This is a genomic window from Psychrobacter vallis (assembly GCF_904846715.1).
Classification (GTDB): domain Bacteria; phylum Pseudomonadota; class Gammaproteobacteria; order Pseudomonadales; family Moraxellaceae; genus Psychrobacter; species Psychrobacter vallis.
Window position 1 is genome coordinate 110,124 of sequence record NZ_CAJHBU010000006.1, and the last position, 23,176, is coordinate 133,299.

20 protein-coding genes are annotated in these 23,176 nt (G+C 43.6%); 5 read left to right on the top strand and 15 right to left on the bottom strand.

Annotation, left to right across the window (positions count from 1 at the left end; genetic code table 11):
- Window positions 1–193 precede the first annotated feature (193 nt).
- A complete protein-coding gene (locus tag JMY02_RS05730) occupies window positions 194–709 on the top strand; it encodes a hypothetical protein (RefSeq protein ID WP_201596145.1) in 516 nt (171 codons plus the stop codon).
- Between the two features lie 298 nt (window positions 710–1,007).
- Here the strand turns inward: JMY02_RS05730 and lpxC are convergent, their stop codons facing one another.
- The 12 genes from lpxC to JMY02_RS05790 form a co-directional block, all read right to left on the bottom strand.
- On the bottom strand, window positions 1,008–1,925 hold the full coding sequence (gene lpxC, locus JMY02_RS05735; RefSeq protein WP_201596147.1) for a UDP-3-O-acyl-N-acetylglucosamine deacetylase: 918 nt from the start codon (window positions 1,923–1,925) through the stop codon (window positions 1,008–1,010).
- Between the two features lie 241 nt (window positions 1,926–2,166).
- Complete coding sequence (ftsZ, locus tag JMY02_RS05740; protein ID WP_201596149.1) at window positions 2,167–3,366, bottom strand: cell division protein FtsZ; 1,200 nt, start codon at window positions 3,364–3,366, stop codon at window positions 2,167–2,169.
- Window positions 3,367–3,727: 361 nt separating this feature from the next.
- The gene (ftsA, locus tag JMY02_RS05745) at window positions 3,728–5,020 is read right to left on the bottom strand and encodes a cell division protein FtsA (protein ID WP_201596151.1); all 1,293 of its coding nucleotides are present in this window, start codon (window positions 5,018–5,020) and stop codon (window positions 3,728–3,730) included.
- 143 nt (window positions 5,021–5,163) lie between these two features.
- A complete protein-coding gene (locus JMY02_RS05750) occupies window positions 5,164–5,979 on the bottom strand; it encodes a cell division protein FtsQ/DivIB (RefSeq protein WP_201596158.1) in 816 nt (271 codons plus the stop codon).
- Between the two features lie 441 nt (window positions 5,980–6,420).
- Window positions 6,421–7,386 (bottom strand): D-alanine--D-alanine ligase, encoded by a 966-nt coding sequence (locus JMY02_RS05755; RefSeq protein WP_201596232.1) that lies wholly within the window; start codon window positions 7,384–7,386, stop codon window positions 6,421–6,423.
- 78 nt (window positions 7,387–7,464) lie between these two features.
- A complete protein-coding gene (murC, locus tag JMY02_RS05760) occupies window positions 7,465–8,907 on the bottom strand; it encodes a UDP-N-acetylmuramate--L-alanine ligase (RefSeq protein ID WP_201596160.1) in 1,443 nt (480 codons plus the stop codon).
- A 112-nt stretch (window positions 8,908–9,019) separates the two neighbouring features.
- On the bottom strand, window positions 9,020–10,105 hold the full coding sequence (gene murG, locus JMY02_RS05765) for an undecaprenyldiphospho-muramoylpentapeptide beta-N-acetylglucosaminyltransferase (RefSeq protein ID WP_201596162.1): 1,086 nt from the start codon (window positions 10,103–10,105) through the stop codon (window positions 9,020–9,022).
- 217 nt (window positions 10,106–10,322) lie between these two features.
- Window positions 10,323–11,294: a glutathione synthase gene (gene gshB / locus JMY02_RS05770; RefSeq protein WP_201596164.1), complete on the bottom strand. Its 972-nt coding sequence runs from the start codon at window positions 11,292–11,294 to the stop codon at window positions 10,323–10,325.
- 56 nt (window positions 11,295–11,350) lie between these two features.
- Window positions 11,351–12,046 (bottom strand): orotate phosphoribosyltransferase, encoded by a 696-nt coding sequence (pyrE, locus tag JMY02_RS05775; protein ID WP_201596166.1) that lies wholly within the window; start codon window positions 12,044–12,046, stop codon window positions 11,351–11,353.
- A gap of 61 nt (window positions 12,047–12,107) precedes the next feature.
- Entirely contained in the window at window positions 12,108–13,106 is a 999-nt protein-coding gene (locus tag JMY02_RS05780) for a hypothetical protein (RefSeq protein ID WP_201596168.1), read from the bottom strand.
- 83 nt (window positions 13,107–13,189) lie between these two features.
- Window positions 13,190–14,029: an SDR family oxidoreductase gene (locus JMY02_RS05785; protein ID WP_201596170.1), complete on the bottom strand. Its 840-nt coding sequence runs from the start codon at window positions 14,027–14,029 to the stop codon at window positions 13,190–13,192.
- A 187-nt stretch (window positions 14,030–14,216) separates the two neighbouring features.
- Window positions 14,217–16,346 carry an Lnb N-terminal periplasmic domain-containing protein gene (locus JMY02_RS05790; protein ID WP_201596172.1) on the bottom strand — a complete coding sequence of 710 codons (2,130 nt, stop codon included), beginning with the start codon at window positions 16,344–16,346 and terminating at the stop codon, window positions 14,217–14,219.
- A 213-nt stretch (window positions 16,347–16,559) separates the two neighbouring features.
- Here JMY02_RS05790 and ampD point away from each other — a divergent pair, with 213 nt between their 5' ends.
- The 3 genes from ampD to JMY02_RS05805 all read left to right on the top strand — a co-directional run bounded on the left by ampD (window position 16,560) and on the right by JMY02_RS05805 (window position 19,615).
- Window positions 16,560–17,150, top strand: a complete 591-nt coding sequence (ampD, locus tag JMY02_RS05795) for a 1,6-anhydro-N-acetylmuramyl-L-alanine amidase AmpD (RefSeq protein WP_201596174.1) — start codon at window positions 16,560–16,562, stop codon at window positions 17,148–17,150.
- Between the two features lie 141 nt (window positions 17,151–17,291).
- The gene (gene murJ, locus JMY02_RS05800; protein ID WP_201596176.1) at window positions 17,292–18,842 is read left to right on the top strand and encodes a murein biosynthesis integral membrane protein MurJ; all 1,551 of its coding nucleotides are present in this window, start codon (window positions 17,292–17,294) and stop codon (window positions 18,840–18,842) included.
- A 170-nt stretch (window positions 18,843–19,012) separates the two neighbouring features.
- The gene (locus tag JMY02_RS05805) at window positions 19,013–19,615 is read left to right on the top strand and encodes a hypothetical protein (protein ID WP_227678427.1); all 603 of its coding nucleotides are present in this window, start codon (window positions 19,013–19,015) and stop codon (window positions 19,613–19,615) included.
- Here the strand turns inward: JMY02_RS05805 and JMY02_RS05810 are convergent.
- The gene (locus JMY02_RS05810) at window positions 19,612–20,259 is read right to left on the bottom strand and encodes a GNAT family N-acetyltransferase (protein WP_201596178.1); all 648 of its coding nucleotides are present in this window, start codon (window positions 20,257–20,259) and stop codon (window positions 19,612–19,614) included. The genes JMY02_RS05805 and JMY02_RS05810 overlap by 4 nt on opposite strands.
- Before the next feature lie 236 nt (window positions 20,260–20,495).
- Between JMY02_RS05810 and ribF the strand changes: the two genes are divergently transcribed.
- Window positions 20,496–21,506: a bifunctional riboflavin kinase/FAD synthetase gene (gene ribF / locus JMY02_RS05815; RefSeq protein WP_227678429.1), complete on the top strand. Its 1,011-nt coding sequence runs from the start codon at window positions 20,496–20,498 to the stop codon at window positions 21,504–21,506.
- Between the two features lie 112 nt (window positions 21,507–21,618).
- Here the strand turns inward: ribF and JMY02_RS05820 are convergent, their stop codons facing one another.
- Both JMY02_RS05820 and JMY02_RS05825 read right to left on the bottom strand, forming a co-directional pair.
- Complete coding sequence (locus tag JMY02_RS05820; RefSeq protein WP_021813131.1) at window positions 21,619–21,858, bottom strand: DUF2789 domain-containing protein; 240 nt, start codon at window positions 21,856–21,858, stop codon at window positions 21,619–21,621.
- Between the two features lie 226 nt (window positions 21,859–22,084).
- Window positions 22,085–23,074, bottom strand: coding sequence for a malate dehydrogenase (locus tag JMY02_RS05825; RefSeq protein ID WP_201596182.1), 990 nt, complete (start codon window positions 23,072–23,074; stop codon window positions 22,085–22,087).
- Between the last annotated feature and the right edge of the window lie 102 nt (window positions 23,075–23,176).

Below are 23,176 nucleotides of genomic sequence, written 5' to 3' on the forward strand. Positions count from 1 at the left end.
ATACAAGACCGCTCGTCATCCGTGACAAAGCATCAATTAATTGAGAGGATATAATCATTAAACAAACGTGATAAAATCCTTGTTACAACAGCCCGCTCTTTCTTTAAATGTCTCACAAACCAATTGCTATATTCTGCTTTTAGCATGTCTATTATGAATATCGATTCTGTCACCTGTTAGATGAGTCATCACGATGTCAAAAAAACAGCCCAATCGGCTTGCCCAGCTTATCGATCATCAAGCTTTTGCTGGTAGCGCGCTACCTCAAACCCTTGCTGACAACATGCGACTATATATAAAAGTGACCAATGAGGTAAAAGAGTTATTGGTAGATTGTCTACCTGAGGAAATCCTCAATACCTGCTGGGTCGTAGGCTTTAATTATGAGCAACTAACACTCAGTGTCGGTTCAATCACTGCTGCCAATCATATTCGCTATTTACAGAGTGCTTATTTGCAAGTTCTAACAGAGCAGTCAATTACATTTAAACAACTCAAGCAAATTCGCGTCGTAGTAGCTAGAACATCTGCTGATAATCATTCATCTAAACAATCTTCAGCGTTGTTAGCAACCTTATCAAAACCTTGTGAAGCTAATGAAAATCAAGCTCTTAGCCAAAACACAAAGCGGACTATATCACAGGCTGCAGAGCATGTCACCACTGATGAAAATCTCAAAAAAGCACTTTTGCGCTTGGCAAATCATTAAAAAACCTAACGCCGCTATGTAAAGTTATGTAAATAAAAACCCAAAATAGCATTGGTAACGCTGGGTTTTTGTAATATCACAAACAAAAAAAATCATCTGTTGGCGCCATTCATACTATGAATGGCGCCAACAGATGATCTAAAAACCACCTACAGCTTTTGCATACTCTGCTCTACAGCTTTGGCATCAAAATAATTTATACATTTTATTCTAAATAACGAATATTATAAGAATGTAATTATAACCAGATTATGTAATATTGCGTAATTGTTTCGATACTTCGTGTATATTCCTGTATTTATCCTTCAACAGCCAATCCAGTTAAAGGTAAATACTCAATAGGACAAGTTACATTGTCATCAAAAGTTACAATTTCAAAATTGGCTGGATCAGATAATATCTCGCGCACCAATAAATTATTTAATGCATGGCCCGACTTATACGCATTGAATCTACCCAAAATTGGATAACCAATCAAATATAAATCACCCAAAGCATCTAAAATTTTATGACGAACAAACTCATCATTAAAGCGTAAACCCTCTTCGTTCAAAATATTGACTTCATCAATGACAATCGCATTGTCCATACTGCCACCTAACGCTAAATTATTCTGGCGTAACGTTTCAATATCACGTAAAAAACCAAAAGTACGTGCTGAGCTCAATTGCTCAATGAAATTTTGCGTCGTGAATTGCAGTTGTGCATGCTGAAAGTTTTTGTCGATAGCAGGATGATTAAAGTCAATTTCGAAGTTTAACTCAAACCCTTCATAAGGACGCAGCTCTGCCCACTTGTCTTCTACTTTAACTCTTATGGGTCGTACAATTTTAATGAACTTTTTCAAAGCCTCTTGTTCACACAGCCCTGCATCAAGCAACAATCTAACAAAAGGTGCTGCACTGCCATCCATAATAGGTATTTCTGAAGCAGAGACACGGACGAGTAGATTATCCACCCCAAGCCCAGCGATCGCACTTAGCAGGTGCTCAACGGTGCCAACTCGTGTACCACCAAATACTAAATTCGATGACATCATCGTGTCTTGTACTAAAAAAGCACTGGCTGGAATCGGTTGACTGCCTTCTATATCAGAACGCTCGAAAACAATACCAGTATCAACTGGCTGCGGATGAAACTCTAAGTCAACAGGCTGACCACTATGAAGACCAGTACCCGTCACAGCTATCGCAGTTTTTATGGTTCTTTGGTTCATGGCTGTTTTCTCACATATTTTGTTACAATTGCCATAGTGTATCATTACCTGCCCATAGTTCGCCACAGTTAAAACTGGCTAATTTACTTATCTTCTTGATTGATAACACTTATCGTCATTATTGCACGCATTATATTTGTCTTTTAACCGCTCAATTGGCGCTATATATTCACATAAACACAAAAAAGCCAGCGACTCGGCGCTGGCTTTTTTCATTCGACATACCCAAAATAACTGTTTATTATTTATTTTGTTGACGCTTTAGATAGTCTTGAATACTGTTGGTCTTGGTTTTAGACTGCTCTTGAGGCGCACTTGCACGTGCAGCGCTGTCTTGGTGCAGTTGAGCTTGCAATTGTTTTTGACTGTTTAATGCACTGGTATGTACATTGGGATCAACAGGCTGGGTGCTGTTAACAGAAGGAATAGGCTGCTCTATTACTTCAGGCTCTTGACCAGCATTTTCATCTAATGTTAAACCAGTTGCGATAACGGTAACATGCAAGTCATCGCCCATTTTTTCATCAATCACAGAACCATAAAAAATATGAGCCTCATCAATGTCCGTGATTTCTTCAACGATCACGCTGATTTTACTCATCTCATCCAATGATAAAGATTCAGAAGAAATAACGTTCACCAATAAACCTTTGGCATTTTCCAAACGCAAATCATCAAGTAATGGCGATCTGATGGCTTTTTCGGTCGCTTGACGCGCACGATCATCACCACTTGCACGGCCAATACCCATCATCGCATGACCTTTAGCCGTCATAGCTGTACGAATGTCATTAAAGTCAATATTTATCATACCTTCACTAGCGATGGTCTCAGCAATACCTTGGACAGCATGCAACAATACATCATCCGCTTTTTTGAAAGCATCTTGCATAGAGATGTTGCCGTACACACTCATTAACTTATCATTAGGAATAGTAATAATAGAGTCAACGAAGTTAGTGAGCTGCTCAATACCAGCCTTGGCAGCTTTGATACGTTTGCCGCCTTCGAACTTAAATGGCGTGGTCACGACTGCCACAGTCAACACTTCCATTTCTTTAGCAATGCGAGCAACCACTGGCGCAGCACCAGTACCAGTACCGCCACCCATACCAGCAGTAATAAACACCATGTCTGCATGCTCAAGTAAAGCGCGAATTGCTTCTTCTTCGCTTTCTGCTGCTTCACGTCCAACTTCTGGATTGGCACCTGCGCCTAAACCACGGTTTGTTTTTGCCCCAAGTTGTAGTTTATGAGGGGCTGTCAAACGATCAAGCGCTTGTTTGTCCGTGTTGGCACAGACAAACGTTACACCTCTAATTCCTTGTTGCACCATATGTTCAACCGCATTACCGCCACCGCCACCCACACCGAATACAGTGAAGCTCGCTTGGCCGTTGTTTTGAGGCTGGTTATCATCTGGCATGGTGTATTTTGACATATAAAAGATTCTCCAGTTGCAGATAGCGTAATGATCGATACGTGGTAACGCACTCATATGGCGCGCTATCGACACACTATATATAAATGTATTTAAATAAAACAGGGCTATGGCTTAAATAGTTCAGTTTGGACAAAACATGTCATTACCGATCAGAGCATTACTTTTCATATTATACCAATCCCAAAAATCAAAGTAGCAAGGAAAACAAGTGCATGTACTACGTATTGTAGTCTAAGCAAGTTTGACGCGGCTCATCGTATTTTTTGGGTGTGGTACTACTTCACTTTTTGCTTAAATCACTTAAGTGCATCTTACAAGGCGCTAATTTTATAACATTTAAGTCTCTTATCAAGCAAAGCTACAATATCTTTTTTAGCACGCTAGCAAAACGTTGCCCTGCACTTTGGAAAACGCCAGTTACTCGATTCTTTTGAACCGCTTCCGGTTCGCTTTTTTCACTACGGCGGAACTGCTCGCTTTGACTATACAATAAGGTACCAAAAGCGGTTTGATACGCGCGGTCATTCACCTGAATATTCAGCTGCTTAAATGATTCGTCATTATCGAAATGATTATAAGCGCTGATTGCCGGATGCGTATTGGTTAGTACCACTGGCATTTTTAGCAGTTTTTTAGCAAAAGGTATCATTCCTTTTATCACACTCCCGCCACCAGTCAGTACGATACCTTTATCGATATAGCCTATCAAGCCAGCTTCATGCAATTGACGAGCAACCTCAGTGAATATCTGAACGTAACGCGCTTCAATAATACGAGCTAAATTATAGACACCAACATTAATCTCATCATTTGAGCCTTGCGGCTTAAAAATGAAAAATGAGCTTGGGTCGACACTATTGACATCGACCGTACCATGAGTCTTTTTGAGTTTTTCCGCTTCAATCATTGAGATACCAAAGTCAGCTGAGATATCCATCGTTACTTCATGGCTGCCTGTCGCAATGCAATGTGTAAATATCAGTTTGTTCTCTTTATAAACACAGATACTAGTGGTACTAGCGCCGATATCTACCAAACAAACACCTTGTTGGCGCTCATCACTCATCAAACTATATTCAGCACTGGTCACTGCATCAAACACGATATGATCGATACCCACATCGCAACTTTGTAATAATTTTTGGATATTCTGACGGCTAGAGACGGGCATCATCATCAAGTGATACATCACAGTGATATTATGCGCCATCATCTCGATCGCATCATCTACCATGACATCTTGCTCATCAACATAAATACCTTGCTGGCAGCAATGCATCAAATAGTACTCTGATGATAGGTCACGTGATTTGGCGTTGGTCAAAGCCTCTACCATATCTTTGGCGCGTACAACCTCGTCTTCTACCCGTACGTCACCTGCACTGTTTTTGCTAGACAACTCAGGCGTGGCAAGCGTAAGCCACACACTATGAACACGGCAATTGGCAGTATCTTCTGCTTCTTGAATGGCTTGTTTGATTGCGCCTTGTAGACGTTCACGATGTTTTATTCGACCTTGATAAAAGTCACTGTTTTTGACTTGCCCCACACCCAAAATACGAATGTCTTTTGCAGAGACAACATTGCCAATAACGGCATAAACCGCCGTGGCACTTAGATGGACAACAACCAGATTTTCAGTATTTTTCATGGTACCAGACAAATTATTACTAAACAGGAAACCAAGTGATGTTCCCATTAGATCATTAAAAAAAGCGCTATCAATACGCTATGATGTTGTATATTCAGTGTTACATGCTCTTAAAACCATTCAAGCTAAACCGTTAAAAGTTATCAGTTTTCGCTTGCTACTATCTGTTGTGATTCATCACTCTCTGACTGGGTCATATTCCAAGCAATCGTGAAGCCATTCTTATAACGCAAATCTACTGACTGTATCTCATCACGGCGCGTGCTTAACTGATTACTGAGCAGTTGACTCAAATTCAGCAGCTTTTGCGCGGTGTTTTCATTATCGACGATAACGCGTAGTCCATTATCAAAACGTATCAGCCATGTCATTCTTGGTGACAAAATAATGTCTTCGACTTGTATACCAAGTGGTGCATACCAGTCATTGACTTGCTGCATTTGCTGCATGATAACTGGCGCTTGCGTTATCTCACCTTGCAAGGTGGCAAAGCGCTCTTGGGTCAAATCATTATTATCGGCAGGAACAAAAACTGCCCCTTTTGCATCAACCAAACGCTCTGTACCAAAATTAGCCACTGCTTGCTTAGGCAGTGCTGTCACCACAATACCGCGTTGCCAATCACGAGAAACACTAACCTGATCGACCCATGCCCGACCAGTGCTAATATCTCTTAATGCTTGCAAATCAGAGGTAAAGAAACTGCTCACTTTTTGCTGACTCATCGCCTGTTGCAATGAGCGATATTGAGGGGCTGTCAAACCTTGACTGCTGACATAGATCGCGGCTGGAGGCGCGTCATGTAACGCTTTACCACCCATTATCAATATTAGCACTAGCAATCCTAACACCAACGCCATAAAAAAATATTTGATTGACGTTGGAAATTGGAATTTAGAGTTTGGGCGACGGGTTTTATCACTCATCAAGTCAGTTACCTCGTTGACAGTTTGAGCCATAACGACCTTTGTCCCTATATTTGCATAAAACTGAGCATGCTATTTATTGATGTAACTCTGCATATTTTTTGCAGAGGCCTATTAAGTTGATATGTTATCAAAGTCTGTCGCTAAAACGGTTTATATGATGCTTTTACACTCATTTAAACGTAACATTTTTCTCAATTTATGAATAACTTACAAGCTGTGGTTATTAAAAACATAAATATCACCAAAACAGACCAGCAATTACAATATTAACGTATTTTATGGTCAAACAATAGCTTAACCCTTCTTGATGACAATGAATTTACACAAGTTTACAGGACGCTGTGCTATAGCAGCTCTAGCGATACATTGATCTGGTCTCGTTAGATGTTATGGGCTGCTATAGACTTTATTTAAAGTTGGCTGGCTGAACTTGACCACTTAAATAGTTACACTTAAAGCCGTATCGATAAGCTACAACGTCTGCGCTAAGATGTGCCAGCACAACGTATCAAAGTCCATACCTCGAGCCTTGGCGGCCATTGGAACCAAGCTATGACTAGTCATACCTGGTACGGTATTGATTTCAAGCAACCAAAAATTGCCCGCTTCATCTTGCATGGCATCGATACGTCCCCAGCCTTTTGCATCGACGGCACGAAATGCAGCAAGGCTCAGCTCCTGCAAATGCTTTTCATCAGCGCCACTCAATCCACAAGGGATGTAATAACTGGTATCGTTACGATTATACTTTGCTTCAAAATCATAGAAATTTGTGATGTCAGCAGGCTCGAGACGAATAACAGGATAAGCTTCGTCATCGATAATAACAATCGTAAATTCACGACCCGTTATCCAACGCTCGGCCATCACTGCATCGCCGCACTCCACAGCAGTTGCATAAGCAGCAGGAAGCTCATCGAGATTATTTACCTTTGTCATGCCGATACTTGAGCCTTCATGAACGGGCTTGATGATAAGTGGCAGTCCTAGCATATTGACCACTTGTTGCCAGTCCGTATCGGCTGTTAGCAATGAAAACGGTGCCGTTGCTAAGCCGCAACCTTGCCACAGCTGTTTGGTACGCACTTTATCCATGCCAAGCGCTGATGCCAAAATACCTGAACCCGTCTGTGGAATATGAAACCATTGCAATACGCCTTGTAGCAACCCATCTTCGCCGCCGCGACCATGCAGTACATTAAAGACGCGATCATAAGTTCGTAGCTCAGTAATATCTTGGTGCTTAGGGTCAAAATGAGTGGCATCGACGCCTTGATTTTGTAGCGCTTGTAGCACTGCCGCACCACTATCTAACGACACACTGCGCTCATTACTGGTACCGCCATAGACGACGGCAACTTTACCAAACTGCCCAGCATCTTTTACCTTGCTGGCGGTGTTGTCTAATGCTGCGTCATTGGCTTTGCTCGTTTCCATATCATCAATCGCTTTACTAGCATTACCTGTGTTTTTTTGAGTGTTATTCGTCGTCATGAGGACAGCTCCTAAGATTTTTTAGCTTTTGAGGTAAAGGTTATTTGCCGCCAAATCGACTGCTATCTGGCCTACATTTCCAGCGCCTTGGGTAATAAGCATGTCATTGGCTTTTAATAAACGCTGCATAACAGGAGCTAAGTTGTTTTTATCAATAATCGTCGGCTCAATTTCGCCGCGCAAACGAATACTACGTGCTAATGACTTGGTATCAGCACCTATAATCGGACTTTCTCCTGCTGAATATACCTCTAATAGCAGTAGCTCATCAACACTTGAGAGCACTTCGACAAAATCATCATAACAATCACGCGTACGGCTGTATCGATGAGGCTGAAATAACATGACTAAGCGGCGTTCAGGAAAGCTTTGGCGAGCGGCTTTGATGGTGGCATCAACTTCTTTTGGATGATGACCATAATCATCAATTAATAAGACATTGCCATCATCAATATCGACCGATGCATGTTGTTCAAAGCGGCGGCCGACTCCTTCAAACTTCTGCAGGGCACGTTTAATCGCCTCGTCATCTACGCCTTCATCAGTTGCCATAGTGATAGCGGCCAATGCATTATAAACATTGTGCGTACCTGGAATATTTAGCGTCAAATGCAGTGGATCACGGTCACGGCGCAATACGGTGAAGTGAGTTTTGGTGCCTTCCGTCACTAAGTCGATCGCTTGTACATCGTTGAACGGCTCCAAACCAAAGGTCAATACTGGTCGACCAATATCATCGATCATCGCATACAATTCTGGATCATCACCGCACACCACAGCTAAGCCATAAAACGGCATATTGTGTAAAAACTGAATATAAGCCGCTTTTAATTTCTCGAAGCTGTTTCCATAAGTTTCCATATGATCTTGATCGATGTTGGTCACAATCGCTGCCATCGGACGCAATGATAAGAAAGATGCATCAGATTCATCGGCTTCTGCTACCAAAAAACGACTACTACCCAGCGCCGCATTTTTGCCAGAAGCGTTTAATTTACCGCCAATCACATAGGTAGGATCGAGCTGCCCTTCTGCCATCATCGTAGTCAGCAAACTGGTCGTTGTGGTTTTACCATGAGCACCAGCAACCGCAATACCATGACGATAGCGCATCAACTCACCAAGCATATCAGCACGGCGTACCACTGGTAAACGCGCTTCTAGTGCCGCTTTTACTTCAGGATTGTTACGATCAATCGCTGAAGAGACAATGATGACATCGGCATTGGCGATGTTTTTGGAATCATGGCCGATTGATATTTTGATACCAATTTGCTCTAAACGTTTAGTGACTAAACTTTCAGTGATGTCAGAGCCGCTGACTTGATAGCCTTGATTGTTCATTACTTCTGCGATACCGCACATGCCCGAGCCGCCAATACCGATAAAATGCAAATGCTGAATACGGCGCATTTCTGGTATTTCAATCAAACGCTTGGGTAAAGCTTTGGCAGAGTTGGACATAAGGGTTTCTCTTTAGTAAAGGCTAATAAAATATAGTAACGCAAAATAATAAGTGATGAAGACAGTCATAAAAGCAGTCAATGATAAAAAAAGTCGGTCACAAAAACACGGACTATAAGGTTTGCCAAATAAGTTCAGCCACTCGCTTACTGGCACGACGATTAGCAAGGGCATGACCTTTTTTTGCCATTGCTAAGCAAGTGCGGCGATCAAGTCCTATAAGCTCACTACTTAGGCGCTGCGGTGTCAGCTCAGACTGCGGTAATAAAATTGCGGCGTCGTGGGCGGTTAACGTACGTGCATTGGCGGTTTGATGGTCATCAACGGCATGTGGCAGCGGTACAAAAATCGCCGCAATACCGACGTTTTGGATTTCTGTAACGGTCAATGCGCCCGCTCGGCACACGATGACATCTGCCCAATTATAAGCCGCGGCCATATCATCAATAAATGGCTGTACAGTGAACTGATGCGCACTTAAATCCTCGCTATCATAAGCCGCTTGCGTCGCCGTCTCATTATTGCGGCCGCATTGATGACGTACCTCAAAAGGACGATCCATCAATGCCAACGCCTTTGGCACGGTATCGTTTAACACTTGCGCACCGAGTGAGCCGCCAACGACCAATAACTTAAGGGGTGATTCGTCATCCGTATCATAGCGTACCGCGGGTTCATCAACCCCTGTAATAGCATTACGTACTGGATTGCCGACCGTTTCAAGCTTTGAATCAAGCTCACTATTCGCAAACGTGTGCTCAAAAGCTTGCAGAACCTTGGTTGCAATCTTTGACAAATAGCGGTTGCTCATGCCAGCAATCGCATTTTGCTCGTGAATAATCAGCGGTGTTTTGGTCAAACGTGCCGCAATACCGCCAGGTGCCGTCACATAGCCCCCAAAGCCAACGACCACATCAATCTGATTGTTACGAATAATTTTTACCGCCGCCATTGTCGCTGATAGTAAAGTCACTGGCAGTTTTAGCAAGCGTCCTATACCTTTGCCACGCAGACCTTGCATATCAATTGCATGAAACGTATAGCCAGTCGGCTCGACCAAGCCGTTTTCCATACCATTTGGTGTGCCCAGCCAATGGATGACCGCGCCGCGCTGGGTCAACTCATCGCTCACTGCCAACGCTGGAAACACATGCCCACCTGTACCAGCAGCCATCATTAATATATGCGGTGTTTTCATAAACCTTTGCCTATCTTTTCTTGATTTATATGAAGGACTTATTGTGCTATAACCATCCCAGTCATCAACGAATCAGCAGCCTATAAAAGACCGCATAGTATAGTGTAAATCGTGGCCTGATATATAGCACTTTATGCATCATCAATAACAAAAACCCAAGCCGTTAGCAATCTGAGCTTGGCTTTGATAAATAATGACCTTATCCTTGCCGCTTTACTCAAATCGCCAATTTATTTTCGATGGCAATGATAAAGTCTGTCGCAATATCTGTACCGCACTGGTCATCAATCTCGCGCACACATGTCGGACTAGTGACATTGATTTCAGTAATTCGACCACCGATTAAGTCCAAACCGACAAACATCAGACCTTTTTCTTTTACAATAGGTGCCACGACTTCTGCCACCTGGCGCTCAATATCAGTCAAAGGCATGGCGACGCCGCTACCACCAGCAGCTAAATTACCGCGCGTCTCGCCTTTGCTTGGAATGCGTGCCAAACTATAATCAACCACCACACCATCGACGATTAACACGCGCTTGTCACCTTCCTTAATCTCTGGCAAATAACGCTGTGCCATGATTGGTAAGGTTTCAAGCTCTGTTAACATCTCCAGCGTCACACCAATATTGGGGCTGTCCGCTGTCAAACGAAAAATACCCGTACCGCCCATACCATCCAATGGCTTGACGATGACATCTTGTTGCTCGGTAATAAACTGGCGAATGTGCGCCTGCTTGCTGGTCACAATCGTTGGGCTCATGTAACCACTAAACCACGTGGCAAACAATTTCTCATTACAATCACGAATCGCTTGTGGATCATTGACCACGAGCACGCCTGCCGCTTTTGCATGATCGAGCATATAGGTGGCATAAATAAAGCGCATGTCAAACGGCGGGTCTTTACGCATCAAAATCACATCATAGTCGCTGACCGAACCCGTTGATTTATCGCCTAATGTATAAAAATCTTGCGGGTCGCGCTTGACGGTTACAGGCTGCGTGTCGACCATCAACTCGCCACGATTCAACCACAAATCATGAATCTGACAATAACCCAGACTGTGACCACGATCTTGCGCTGCCCACATCATCGCTAAGCTGGTGTCTTTTTTATAATTGACCCGCTCGATTGGATCCATAATAACAAGTATGTTTAGAGATTTTTTTTGGTTTTCTTGGCTCATAGTAAGACTCACTTACGTTGTATTATAAATAGACAGATAAAGGTATTTTGCCAAAACTATACGCCGTACTGCTCACGATAATGCTGCATTTTTGCCAGTTGAGTGGCATCTTTATGCTGGCTATTGTCGTCTGCCAAATAACGGATTAAATCATCGATATCGACAAGCGCGCGCACTGGCACTTGTAGTGTCGCGGCCAGCTCTTGAATAGCCGAATGCTCAGCCTGACCTTTTTCTTTACGATCAAGCGCCACAATAATACCAGCAACGCTTGCGCCTGCTTGCTCTAAAACCTCGACCACTTCGCGCATGGCAGTGCCTGCGGTAATCACGTCATCCAGTACCCAGACTGCTTTGCCACTGACATCAGCACCGACCAAATTACCACCTTCACCATGGGTTTTGGCTTCTTTACGATTGTAACCCCATTTGGCGTTAATGCCATGATGCAGCCATAATGCTTGTGCGGTTGCTGCCACAAAGGGAATGCCTTTATACGCTGCACCAAAGATTACCAGCTCTTTCTCATTGATACCGTCATTTGTAGCATTCATTTGTTCAGCCAATGCATCTGCATAACCACGTGCCAATAACGACAACATCTCACCTGTGGCAAGCAAACCTGCATTAAAAAAGTACGGGCTGATACGGCCAGACTTGAGTATAAATTCACCAAACTTTAGCACTTGATTGTCTAAAGCCAGTTGAATAAAAGCATGAGATGAAAAATCCGGGTGTTGAGTGTTAGGCATTATGGCATTCCTATTAGCAAAAAGAAGGGCAAAAAATTTGCATTATTGTACGCATTACTGATCAGCTTGACCAACCATTGATGTCATAATCTTGCATATTAGGATAACGAGTCAATAAACCACTGCGTGATGACATATTAAAATAGCATTGTCCATCCGCACTTACTTGTATGTCCCAGCCTAAATGATGAGCAGCAACAATAACGTGTCCTGCAAAAATGCGTATTTGACGGTAGGCATGACGCTGCGAGGGCTCAAGGGTAATTTGGCTAAGCACATAACTGCGTATGTATTGGCAGAGTTGTGCTGCGCTATAACGGTCATTGATACTTTTACGCGTACTACATTGTTTTAAGGCATGAACTGCAGCACTACAAGCCATGATATCAGTAGCCAAACTGCCCTCACCTGTCTCAAATACTTGTGGCTGTAGAATTACTTGCCAGTCGTCAGCATAAAGACTAGTGAGCAATTCGTCTGGATTATAGCGCTTGGTCAGCACTCGTAAAGAGACAGACGTACCGTTAGCATGCTTGTCTGCAACCTCAACCCTCTCAGCTGGCGAATCATTCAGTGTAAAACCATAGCGGTGCAATTTTGGATATGCCCGAATCGCCTGCTGTATGTCTGACATATCCAACAACGTCATGTCATGCAATGGCGATAATAATGGCTGCTCGCTATGATTTTGATAAAAATTGGCTGGCAAGTCGATAAGCTGCGCCGCTTCTAACAATGACAAATACTCAGACAAAGCCTCTGACGCAATCAGTGCCCACTTCGACAAGCTGTCTTTATTAGGTGAATGAAAACGCACTGAATGACCATAAAGCCGGCGCAATTGACCTTCTAGCCGCCGCGTCGGCTCTGGAATATCAGTCAAAGGTCTAGCTGGATCTACTGGCGATCTATTTGGATCAAAGTTAGGATGCACAATCGCAGGATGCTTATTATCAGGTGAAATAGACGATGGCTCAGCACTACTTTCTGCACGCTTACAGCCCTCTGCAATAAAGTCAGCATTGGGCATGTGATTGTCAGAAGTAGAAGGCTGAGTCATGAAGTCTCTCTAAAAATAAAGTTTAAAACGAAGTAAACCGAACGCTGATACTAGGCCAAATTTAGGCTTACTCTAGACCTAGTTTAAGCTTGATGGTGCAAAATATCACGGTAGCCTACTTGCCAATCAGGATAATCCAGCCAAGCTAATGGAATGTTGCTGTGTAAGCGTTTTCCTGTGACAGCTGTTTTTGTCTCATCAAGAGCAGGAGGCATTTCATCCACCTGTTTGCTAAGCCAAGTGGTCAGCTCAAACGTTGTGACTGGCAGATAGTCAGTAGCCAGATAAACAGGTCTTGGGGCATCGCAAGTCAATACATTGGCAATGATATTAACCAAATCACGATCCATAATACGATTGCTCCAATGCGCAGCGGGCATTGGCTCTTTTTGTGACTCTTTGGCTTTACGCAAACGCATGAGGCGCGCGCGTCCATAAATACCGCTGGGACGAATGATAATCGCTTTGTCACCAAAACCTTGTTGCAATGCCTGCTCTGCTTGTAAGATCACTTTTGATGCTTCGCGCTCAGGCATCATAGGTACTGTATGTTCATCAATCCATTCGCCATTATCTTGCCCATAGACGCCCGTTGACGAAATAAAAACAATGCGCTCAAGTTCAGTGAGTTTATCGGAAAGTTGTACTAGATGCTGATTGATAGCCAAATAGCTACTGTGGTAACCACTGGTAGAATATTCATCAGGCGTCACAATAATCGCAATATGAGTAAAGCCCTGTAATTGCTCAGCATTGAGTGTCAATACATCGGCTTGCATAAATGTTACTTTATCATCCAAAGCATAACGATGATGATCCCCTCGTGCCAGCCCAGTAACGTCTAAACCGTTTTGTGCAAGCTTATTGGTCACTGGTAAGCCAATATCACCTTGACCAATAATCAAAAGTTTCTGAGTGCTCATACTATACATCCTTACCTTTGCCAAATATTTATAGTCAAATCAAAATAGAAGAGTATCAGCGAGACTGGGATAAATTTTTTGCAGCCCCTGTCTGCACAGGCACAGCAAGCAAGAAAAATTCGTACCAGTCTCGCGTCATAATATCGTGTATCAACTTTATTTAGTATCGACTATAAAAGCCAAACGTCTAAAAATATCGTCTATACGATAGCTGTACATCGTCATTGGCAGCGACGCGATCTTGCCAGTCGTAGTTGGCATTGATACGCAGTGCTTGTTTTTTGTCGATATCGTACTGTAGACCTAAAGTCGATATCGGCTGCCAGTAATAACCACGGACGTCAGATTCATCGCTGCTGCCATGATACCAATATGGCAATTGCAATTCAGCTTGCGCGCGTAACTGATTGTTAATCTGATAACGACAACCTGCATTTATGCCTGTACCCACGCGAAAGCCCTTATTAAGACCTCGCCCACCTTGCGCTGTGCCTGATAAAAAGGTGTAACATAGCTGCGGCGGCATCTCACCTGTATTTGCTCTAGGGGTGCCAAATACCCACGACCAACCTGTCTCGTAACCCACACTACCCACCAAATGATCTGTCCCATCTTCTTGTGAGCCATCGTTGACACGTGTGGCCTCTATCGTTGCGCCCCATGTTTTACCTTTTTTGGCAGAATTAATGGGATTAAAAGAACGGCCACGAATCAAGGTTACGTTTTGCAAGACCACGCTTTTCGGTTGAGAGTCATGATTGCTTGATGAATTGTCATCTTGGTCATATAGGCGCAAGGTTGCAGCAGCGCCTTCTAAGTCAAAAAACTGCGGAAATCCTGATGGACGATCGAGGGTATCATGGTAGCCCGCTCTCACACCAATATCGATATAGTTATTATCTCCGCGTTGACCAATACCCATATAACCAAGTTGTAATGGGTGTCTGTCTATTGGGTTGTTGTCTGACACCGCAATGAGACGTGGTAGTAATGTCTGCTTGTTATCTGACATACTTGAGACTGGATTGAGCTGCGCCGATTTAATCTCATTGACAGTTTGTTTTGCACTATTGTGATAGCCTAATTGGTCACGCTGGTGCTTAACCTCATTAAGCTGTGCTTGACGCAATGTGCCATCGGCAGGCGTATAACTGGTGCTGCCGAGTAGATTTTCATTATTTAATAACTGCACAACATCTGATGGAATGACCACATGGGGCAGTTGACTCAATAAATGTTGCTGCGGTCGTACTACATCAATGAGACGTAAAATCTCAGAAGCGCAATTATCAGTAGCAAAATAATACGGCAGCTCCAAATCTTTGGTTTCCCAAACATGCCTTATGATTTGTTGCACCTCGCTTGGTGTCAAATTCAACTGATATGTCCACGCATCACGTTCGTCATCTTGTATATATTTGGCAAATCTTTCAGGATAGGGGTCTATTTCAATGATACTGTCATAGCCGCCAATCATAGATTTGACCGCATACACTGGAAAACTATCTGCTGGATTGCCGCCCACTGTATAATTCAAGGCGTAAGCGTGATGAATTTGGCTGGGATCAGCCGCACTTGCTGTTGAGTCGATACGTAATAAAGTATGAGCAAAGGCTGAAGTAGGATTGTCTAAATATTCTTGTGCAAACATGATGGACAGCTGCTCGGGGGCAAGCTTCTGCATCCACGCATCAAGCTCAGGGCAATCAGCTTGTAGCTCTGTTTCATCAATGTCTAAAGTCTCCGTCAGCCATCGCACGCGCGCTGGAAAACGACATAGTACCGAATTGCTATTTAAAGCATTATTATCAAGCGTTTGAGCCGTGTCATAAGCAGTCGTTGCCATCTCGTTAGCGAGAGCCACCAGCATGGCATCAAGCTCTGCGCCAGCGTCTTGTTGCCCGTTTTTACTCAAAAAAAAGCTGGCATCATCAACGATACTTACATTTTTATTTTTTCGCAACAGACTGTTTTGACCCTCATAAAAATACAATAAACGCCGCCATGTTGTATGCTGTGCTAAATTCTTCGTTTTTGCTTGCTCGCGCCAATTGGCTAATAATTGTTCCGCCTTGCTATTGTGTCCCGCTGAAACATTTTGCACGCTTTGAGCATCTTGTTGAGTACTATGATGTGGCGCAGTATTTTGTGACGTAGATGCTACTTCTTCTGTCGTCACGACCGATAGCGGTGTTGGCAACAAAGCCTGCGCTTGAGCAGAGAGTAACAGTCCTGCAATCGCAAAGGGTAAACGTGCTCGCTGGCCAATTGCGGTTAAGGTACAATTTACAGATAGAGAAATAGGGTTTATAGACATGGGGTGAAACCTCGCACGTTATGGTTCATACGCGGATAGCGCGATTCAGGACTAATGAACACCGTCTGCTCGTCCATCTACTTAAATTATCTAAAAACATTTTTATCCTAGAGCCTTTGAGTTTTTAACTCGTGTTGCCTAATATTTTATAAAAAATTATCAGATAAAGGCTGGCGCTGCTTACTTCTTCATACCCTGTTAAAAGAGAATATTATGTCCATAGCATCACCAATGACCATAAACGCTGGGCGATTATCCACGGCGGCATGGCTTGCGTCACCGAACAACAATCTGCGACCAGCAAACACAAGCATCGACACAATTGTCATTCATAATATCAGTTTGCCACCCAATGAGTTTGGCGCGTGCGGTACTGATGGCATCCACTATGTTAAGGCATTATTTACCAATCAACTAGACTGGGATGCCCATCCTTATTTTCAGACGATTAAAGGGGCAGAAGTGTCAGCGCATTTGTTCATCGAGCGTGATGGGGCTATCACTCAGTTTGTGAACTTTGACCAGCGGGCGTGGCATGCGGGCAGATCCAGCTACTTGGGTCGACCTGAATGTAACGATTATAGCATTGGCATCGAACTTGAAGGGTCTGATTTTGTGTCCTTTAGCGCCGAACAATATGACACGCTCGCCCAAGTTATCACCGCTATCTACAGGGCTTATCCTAAAACGCGGCGACATTTAACAGGCCATAGTGATATTGCACCAGGGCGCAAAACCGACCCCGGCAATTATTTTGAATGGACAACATTACGTCAGCTGATTGCCGATAATTTGAATAAGTAGCAACTGCTATTAACGCTCAGCATTTCCCACATTCAATCCATTTATCTCAGTCATGAAAGTGCTATAATTCGTCAGTTTTTTGACACCAGCAAATCAGCACACAACCATTAGTTAGTAAATAAATTAGCACAATAGGTTCTCATGGCAAAAAGTCGGTTATTTCGTTCAACCATGGTGGTCAGTAGTATGACCATGTTATCTCGTATCTTAGGTCTAGTACGCGATATCATATTATTAGGTGTTTTTGGCGCTGGTGGTCTGATGGATGCCTTTTTGGTCGCCTTTAAGATACCCAATTTTTTGCGGCGTTTGTTTGCAGAAGGCGCATTTAGCCAAGCCTTCGTTCCGGTACTATCGGAATATAAAGAAAAATACAGCTTACAGCAGGTACAGATTTTAGTCAGTCGCACGTCAGGCGCGCTGCTACTGGTGCTGTCTATGCTCACAGTAGTAGTCATGTTAATCGCGCCTTGGGTGGTGACATTATTCGCGCCAGGATTTGCCGATCAACCCAATAAATTTGCCATCACCACAGAGTTATTACGCCTGACCTTCCCTTATTTATTGTTCATTTCTATGACGGCGTTTGCGAGCGGCATCTTACAAAGCTATGGCCGTTTTGCCGCACCCGCCTTTGCGCCCGTACTATTGAACCTATGTATGATTGGTGGCGCATTGATTTTCGCCCCAATGTTCGATACGCCCATCATGGCACTCGGCTATGCTGTGGCTATCGCTGGTCTGCTACAGTTTTTGATACAACTGCCGCAGCTGTGGCAACAAAAACTGCTCGTTGCCCCCAAAATTGATTTTCAGCATGAAGGCGTTCGCCGAATTTTAAAACTCATGCTCCCTGCGATTTTTGGGGTTTCTGTCACCCAAATCAATTTATTATTAAATACGGTTTTTGCGTCATTAATGATTGGCGGCTCAGTTTCTTGGTTGTATGCCGCTGAGCGTATGAGCGAGTTACCACTAGGTTTGATTGGCGTGGCAATCGGTACGGTCATTCTACCAAGCTTGTCAAAAAGCGAAGCCCAAAAAGACGATGTGAGTTTTAAAAAGACCATTGATTGGGCAGCGCGCTTAATTATTTTGGTGGGCGTTCCAGCGTCAGCTGCCCTATTTATATTGGCAGATGTACTCATGCAAGCGCTGTTTTTGCGTGGCGAATTTACCTTGCGTGATGCACAAATGAGCTCACTTGCGCTACGTAGTATGGCTGGTGGTATATTAGGATTTATGCTGATAAAAGTCTTTGCTCCTGCCTTTTTTGCGCGTCAAGACACCAGAACACCCGTAAGAATCGGTATTGTCTCCGTTTTTGCCAACATGGTTTTTAGTGTCATTTTTATTGGTATATTTTACTTCTTAGACATACCGCTGCATGGTGGTTTGGCATTGGCAACGACTGGAGCGGCCTTTGTGAACGCAGGTCTGTTATATTATTTCTTACATAAGCGTGACATCTTCCGCTTCGGTAGTCACTGGAAAAAGCTGTTTGCCCAGTTTGCCGTTTCTACAAGTGCCATGGTTGGTGTGCTGTATGTCATGTTGCCCTACTTCCCTACCGATGACACCCAATGGCGACGTATAGCGGCGTTGCTTATTATGTGTGCAGCGGGCGCGCTGGTTTATGGTGTGGTGCTACTGGCAACAGGCTTCCGTCCTCGCCAGCTAAAACATGGTTAAATGGGTCAAGTAAAGTATCAACTTACCAAACCAAAACAAGCTTAATATGAGAATTGACAACGAAAGACGCAGATAGTTGCCATAATTGAGCGTTAATGAATCACTGAAACTGGAGGTTTAACATGATAGCCAAGCATATGACAACTAAGTACACAACGACTAAGCGTATAATGACTAAGCCGCTTACATGGCAACGCTTACCAATGATCTTGGCTACTGGTGTCTTAAGCACTGGCTTACTATTAAGTGGTTGTAGCAATAATGAGGTAGATACGGCTGATACTGAAAATGTGGCTGCTGTAGAAACTTCAGATGAGAATACATCGGCTCAAACAGCCGCAGTTGATAGCAATGAGTCTACGGCGGATGCGCAAACAGTCACTAGCGCTGAAGATGAAACCGCGACGGCTAGCAATGCTATCAATCCAGCAGCCACCGCCGATCAACAACCCAGTCTCGTCACCAATCCAACTCAAGCGGGCACTCCTGAAGACACTGTAAAGCAAGCATTAGATAGCTTGTATTACGGCGATGTAAAAAAAGCGGCCGGATATTACCAAGTAGAGATGGTAAACTTCGAGCAAGAGCTTGCCAAAACTCAGTCTGCCTTTCAACAAACCGTTGATGGTGTCACTATCACTGATACCACCTATCATGATGACAAGACCCGTGCCACTATCACAGGTGAGCTAATGCTAAAAGGTCAAACTGAGCCTGCCCCATTGACTTATGAGCTACAAAAGATAGCAGGTCAATGGAAAATATTGGGTTAAGACACTTCGCTGTCTGCATGTAGCGCGTCATGATCGATTGTTGCTTGATTTGACGCTACAGCTTTGCCAAGCATGACAACATCCGCAATAAAGCCTTCCATATCACAAACTTTTGGCATATATCCCCACTGCTCAAACCCAAGCTTGCGAAATAATCCTAGGCTTGGTTGGTTATGGGCAAAAATAAGCGCGACAATATTATGAATTCCGAGGCTTGGTGCTTGCGTCAACATCCAGCGTGTCAGTAAGCTGCCAAGTCCCCGACCATGATACTTTTTATGTAGATAAATACTGATTTCAGTGCTGATATGGTAAGCCGTACGCGCATACAGATCACTAAAGCTGCCCCACGCTACTATCGGCGGTTTCTCTGCCGAATCACTACTTTCAATACCATTTATCACCGCTCTCACAATATAAATGGGCCGTGTTGGAATTTTTAGGTGCTCATCGAACCAGTCTAAACGCTCTTCACAAGTGACTGGCGCAAGATTAGCGGTTGCTTGTTTGCCAGCGATGCTTTGATTATAAATCGCCAATATCTCAGCCAAATCATTGTTGCCTGCGCGCTGTACAATAAACTGATCGTTGAGCTTAACTGTTGGCAATATAGATGGTGTCGCGTTTAAGGCAATAGTGGACATGGAGCCTCCATAATGAGTTAAATGACTAGAGCGTGTTTGAGCACCCTATTAATTAATAACCCTATCTCTTGGGATTGGTATTATATGATGGGCAGACTATAGGATGTTAGTATGGTCATTTTACTTTATAATGGCTGGTTTTAGACACATCGATTCTTAGCATGGTTGTGTTTTTTCTTTTTATTTGGTCTTATCATAGCTGAAAATTTATGAACACCTATTTTCTTGAGCAACTGATGGCGTCGCCAAGCGCTTTGCCGACAAATACGAGCCAAGTAGATCTAGCACCCTGTGTGCTCACGATTGGTAATTTTGATGGCGTGCATCTTGGTCATCAAGCCATGTTAGATCAAGTCCGTGACATTGCCCACACGCAAAATCTTGGCTCTGCCGTCATGATATTTGAGCCACAACCTCGTGAATTCTTTGCCCCAAATACGGCTCCCGCGCGTCTTACCAATCTTGCAGAAAAGCAAACATTGCTGGCAGAGCACGGCGTCGATACCTTGATTGTGGCGGGGTTTGATACTGACTTTCGCTCGTTGTCTGCCCAAGCATTTGCCGATATTTTGGCAATGCGCTTAAACGTTAAAGCATTGGTGTTAGGTGACGACTTTCGTTTCGGTCATGACCGTACGGGTGACAGTCAGTTTTTGCGTGATTATGGCCTGCATGTGACCAATCTGCATACCATCACAGATGATAGCGATAAAGCGGCGCGTATCAGCTCCACACGCATTCGCGATTTATTATTGGCGGGTGACATTGGTGCGGCTAATACGTTACTTGGACGCGATTATGCTATAACAGGATTGGTCGTGGGTGGTGACAAAATTGGTCGTACTATGGATTTTCCCACTGCTAATATTGATCTAAAGCGCATCAAGCCGGCCCTGCATGGTATCTTTGCTGTAGATGTAGTCAGTCTAGATAGTGAGGGACAAGTGATTCCTAATGGCTTGGTTGCACTAACGGATAATGGGCAAACAGGTATTGCAGGGCTACGTCAAAATAGCTTATTTGGTACGGCTAATATCGGTACTAGACCTTCTGTTGATAAAACGCATGACTGGCGCCTAGAAGTACACTTTCCAGAGTTGCAAGCTGACTTATACGGTTTAACTTTACAGGTACGATTTTTGCATTACTTGCATGGCGAACGACGTTATGATGGCCTAGAAGCACTTAAAGCGGGTATTCATCAAGATGTAACAGATCTGCTTGAATGGCGAGCAAAACAAAAGTAGTGTTAAAAGATATCCCTGACTTTTATGCAAATATATCGCATTAAAAAACCCACAAACATTACTGTTGTGGGTTTTTTAATGCGAATTTTGGCGACGCTGATTTTATCGGTGCTTAAGCATCTGGATGTAGACGGACGTTTAGCTCATCGATAACTTCTACCCAAGCCGCATCTTTATTCCATTCTTCTTGTAAAAAGGCACGTTGGTTGTCATTCCAAATATGTGCCTCTGTCAGCTTTTCTTCTTTTGCTAATTGGTTATTTTCGACAAAGTCATCAATCGCTTCATCAGAACTGTCCAGTCCCAGTTGTGCAAATAATTCATTCATATTATATTCAGGTTCACCCAACATATTTTTTCTCCTTAAGAGGGTACAGGTTTAATTGTACTTATTATTTAGACTACCGTATTTATTGTAGCAAGCTTTGCTGAAAAAGCTGTTAACCAACGTTAATGTAAGGTTATCAATTGTGTTAACCGCTAAAAAATTTCACAGACATAAAAAAGCCCTCAAACAAGAGGGCATTTTATACATAATAAGATTAACAAATATCACTAAATTTTAGTAGGCTGGCTGCTTATGGTAGTAAGTGGGCTACCGCATCACGTTCTTCGCTAAGCTCTTGCTCAGTCGCTGCCATTTTTTCTTTTGAGAAATCTGATGACACATCGACGCCATCTACGATAGACCAGTCGCCGTTAGCGCACGTGCATGGGAATGAGTAGATCAAGCCTTTTGCAATACCGTATTCGCCGTTGGAATAAACGCCCATTGATACCCAATCGTTCTCATCAGTACCCAATGCCCATGTACGTACGTGTGCAATGGCAGCGTTGGCAGCAGAAGCGGCAGATGATGCACCACGTGCTTTAATGATAGCTGCGCCACGTTGTTGTACTTCTGGGATATAGGTCGCTTCGTACCATTCGCGATCAACCAAATCTAACGCAGGCTTACCGTTGACAGTAGCAGCAGTCAGATCAGGATACTGAGTTGATGAATGGTTACCCCAGATGATCATTTTCTTCACGTCATTTACTGTACTGTCAGTTTTACCAGCCAACTGCGCCATGGCGCGGTTGTGGTCTAAACGAGTCATCGCAGTAAAGTTACGTGGATCAAGATCTGGTGCATTACGCTGAGCGATAAGTGCGTTGGTGTTGGCAGGGTTACCTACAACCAATACTTTTACGTCACGGCTTGCAACGTCATTCAATGCTTTGCCTTGCGCTGAGAAAATCGCAGCGTTGGCTTCTAGCAAATCTTTACGTTCCATACCTGGACCACGCGGACGTGAACCTACTAACAGAGCATAGTCAACATCTTTGAATGCAACGGTCGCATCATCAGTCTGCACAACACCGGCTAATAAAGGGAATGCGCAGTCTTCTAGCTCCATGACCACACCCTTTAAAGCGTCAAGCGCTGGGGCAATTTCAAGCAATTGCAAAATAACTGGCTGATCTTTACCTAGCATCTCGCCAGATGCAATACGAAATAGCATTGCGTAGCTGATATTACCAGCGGCACCAGTGACAGCAACACGTAAAGGCTGTTTCATTGACATTGAATACTCCCTAATTGATTATTATATAAGTCACGACTATCGTTTTAGATATCGAGTGGTTTGTTGCTCAACAGCAACCATAAACCGAGGGTTAGTGTAGCA

Bases quoted from the DNA above. Each gene is read 5' to 3' on its own strand.
- JMY02_RS05730 (WP_201596145.1), top strand. From the start codon at position 194: ATGTCAAAAAAACAGCCCAATCGGCTTGCCCAGCTTATCGATCATCAA.
- lpxC (WP_201596147.1), bottom strand. From the start codon at position 1,925: ATGAACCAAAGAACCATAAAAACTGCGATAGCTGTGACGGGTACTGGT.
- ftsZ (WP_201596149.1), bottom strand. From the start codon at position 3,366: ATGTCAAAATACACCATGCCAGATGATAACCAGCCTCAAAACAACGGC.
- ftsA (WP_201596151.1), bottom strand. From the start codon at position 5,020: ATGAAAAATACTGAAAATCTGGTTGTTGTCCATCTAAGTGCCACGGCG.
- JMY02_RS05750 (WP_201596158.1), bottom strand. From the start codon at position 5,979: ATGGCTCAAACTGTCAACGAGGTAACTGACTTGATGAGTGATAAAACC.
- JMY02_RS05755 (WP_201596232.1), bottom strand. From the start codon at position 7,386: ATGGAAACGAGCAAAGCCAATGACGCAGCATTAGACAACACCGCCAGC.
- murC (WP_201596160.1), bottom strand. From the start codon at position 8,907: ATGTCCAACTCTGCCAAAGCTTTACCCAAGCGTTTGATTGAAATACCA.
- murG (WP_201596162.1), bottom strand. From the start codon at position 10,105: ATGAAAACACCGCATATATTAATGATGGCTGCTGGTACAGGTGGGCAT.
- gshB (WP_201596164.1), bottom strand. From the start codon at position 11,294: ATGAGCCAAGAAAACCAAAAAAAATCTCTAAACATACTTGTTATTATG.
- pyrE (WP_201596166.1), bottom strand. From the start codon at position 12,046: ATGCCTAACACTCAACACCCGGATTTTTCATCTCATGCTTTTATTCAA.
- JMY02_RS05780 (WP_201596168.1), bottom strand. From the start codon at position 13,106: ATGACTCAGCCTTCTACTTCTGACAATCACATGCCCAATGCTGACTTT.
- JMY02_RS05785 (WP_201596170.1), bottom strand. From the start codon at position 14,029: ATGAGCACTCAGAAACTTTTGATTATTGGTCAAGGTGATATTGGCTTA.
- JMY02_RS05790 (WP_201596172.1), bottom strand. From the start codon at position 16,346: ATGTCTATAAACCCTATTTCTCTATCTGTAAATTGTACCTTAACCGCA.
- ampD (WP_201596174.1), top strand. From the start codon at position 16,560: ATGTCCATAGCATCACCAATGACCATAAACGCTGGGCGATTATCCACG.
- murJ (WP_201596176.1), top strand. From the start codon at position 17,292: ATGGCAAAAAGTCGGTTATTTCGTTCAACCATGGTGGTCAGTAGTATG.
- JMY02_RS05805 (WP_227678427.1), top strand. From the start codon at position 19,013: ATGACTAAGCCGCTTACATGGCAACGCTTACCAATGATCTTGGCTACT.
- JMY02_RS05810 (WP_201596178.1), bottom strand. From the start codon at position 20,259: ATGTCCACTATTGCCTTAAACGCGACACCATCTATATTGCCAACAGTT.
- ribF (WP_227678429.1), top strand. From the start codon at position 20,496: ATGGCGTCGCCAAGCGCTTTGCCGACAAATACGAGCCAAGTAGATCTA.
- JMY02_RS05820 (WP_021813131.1), bottom strand. From the start codon at position 21,858: ATGTTGGGTGAACCTGAATATAATATGAATGAATTATTTGCACAACTG.
- JMY02_RS05825 (WP_201596182.1), bottom strand. From the start codon at position 23,074: ATGTCAATGAAACAGCCTTTACGTGTTGCTGTCACTGGTGCCGCTGGT.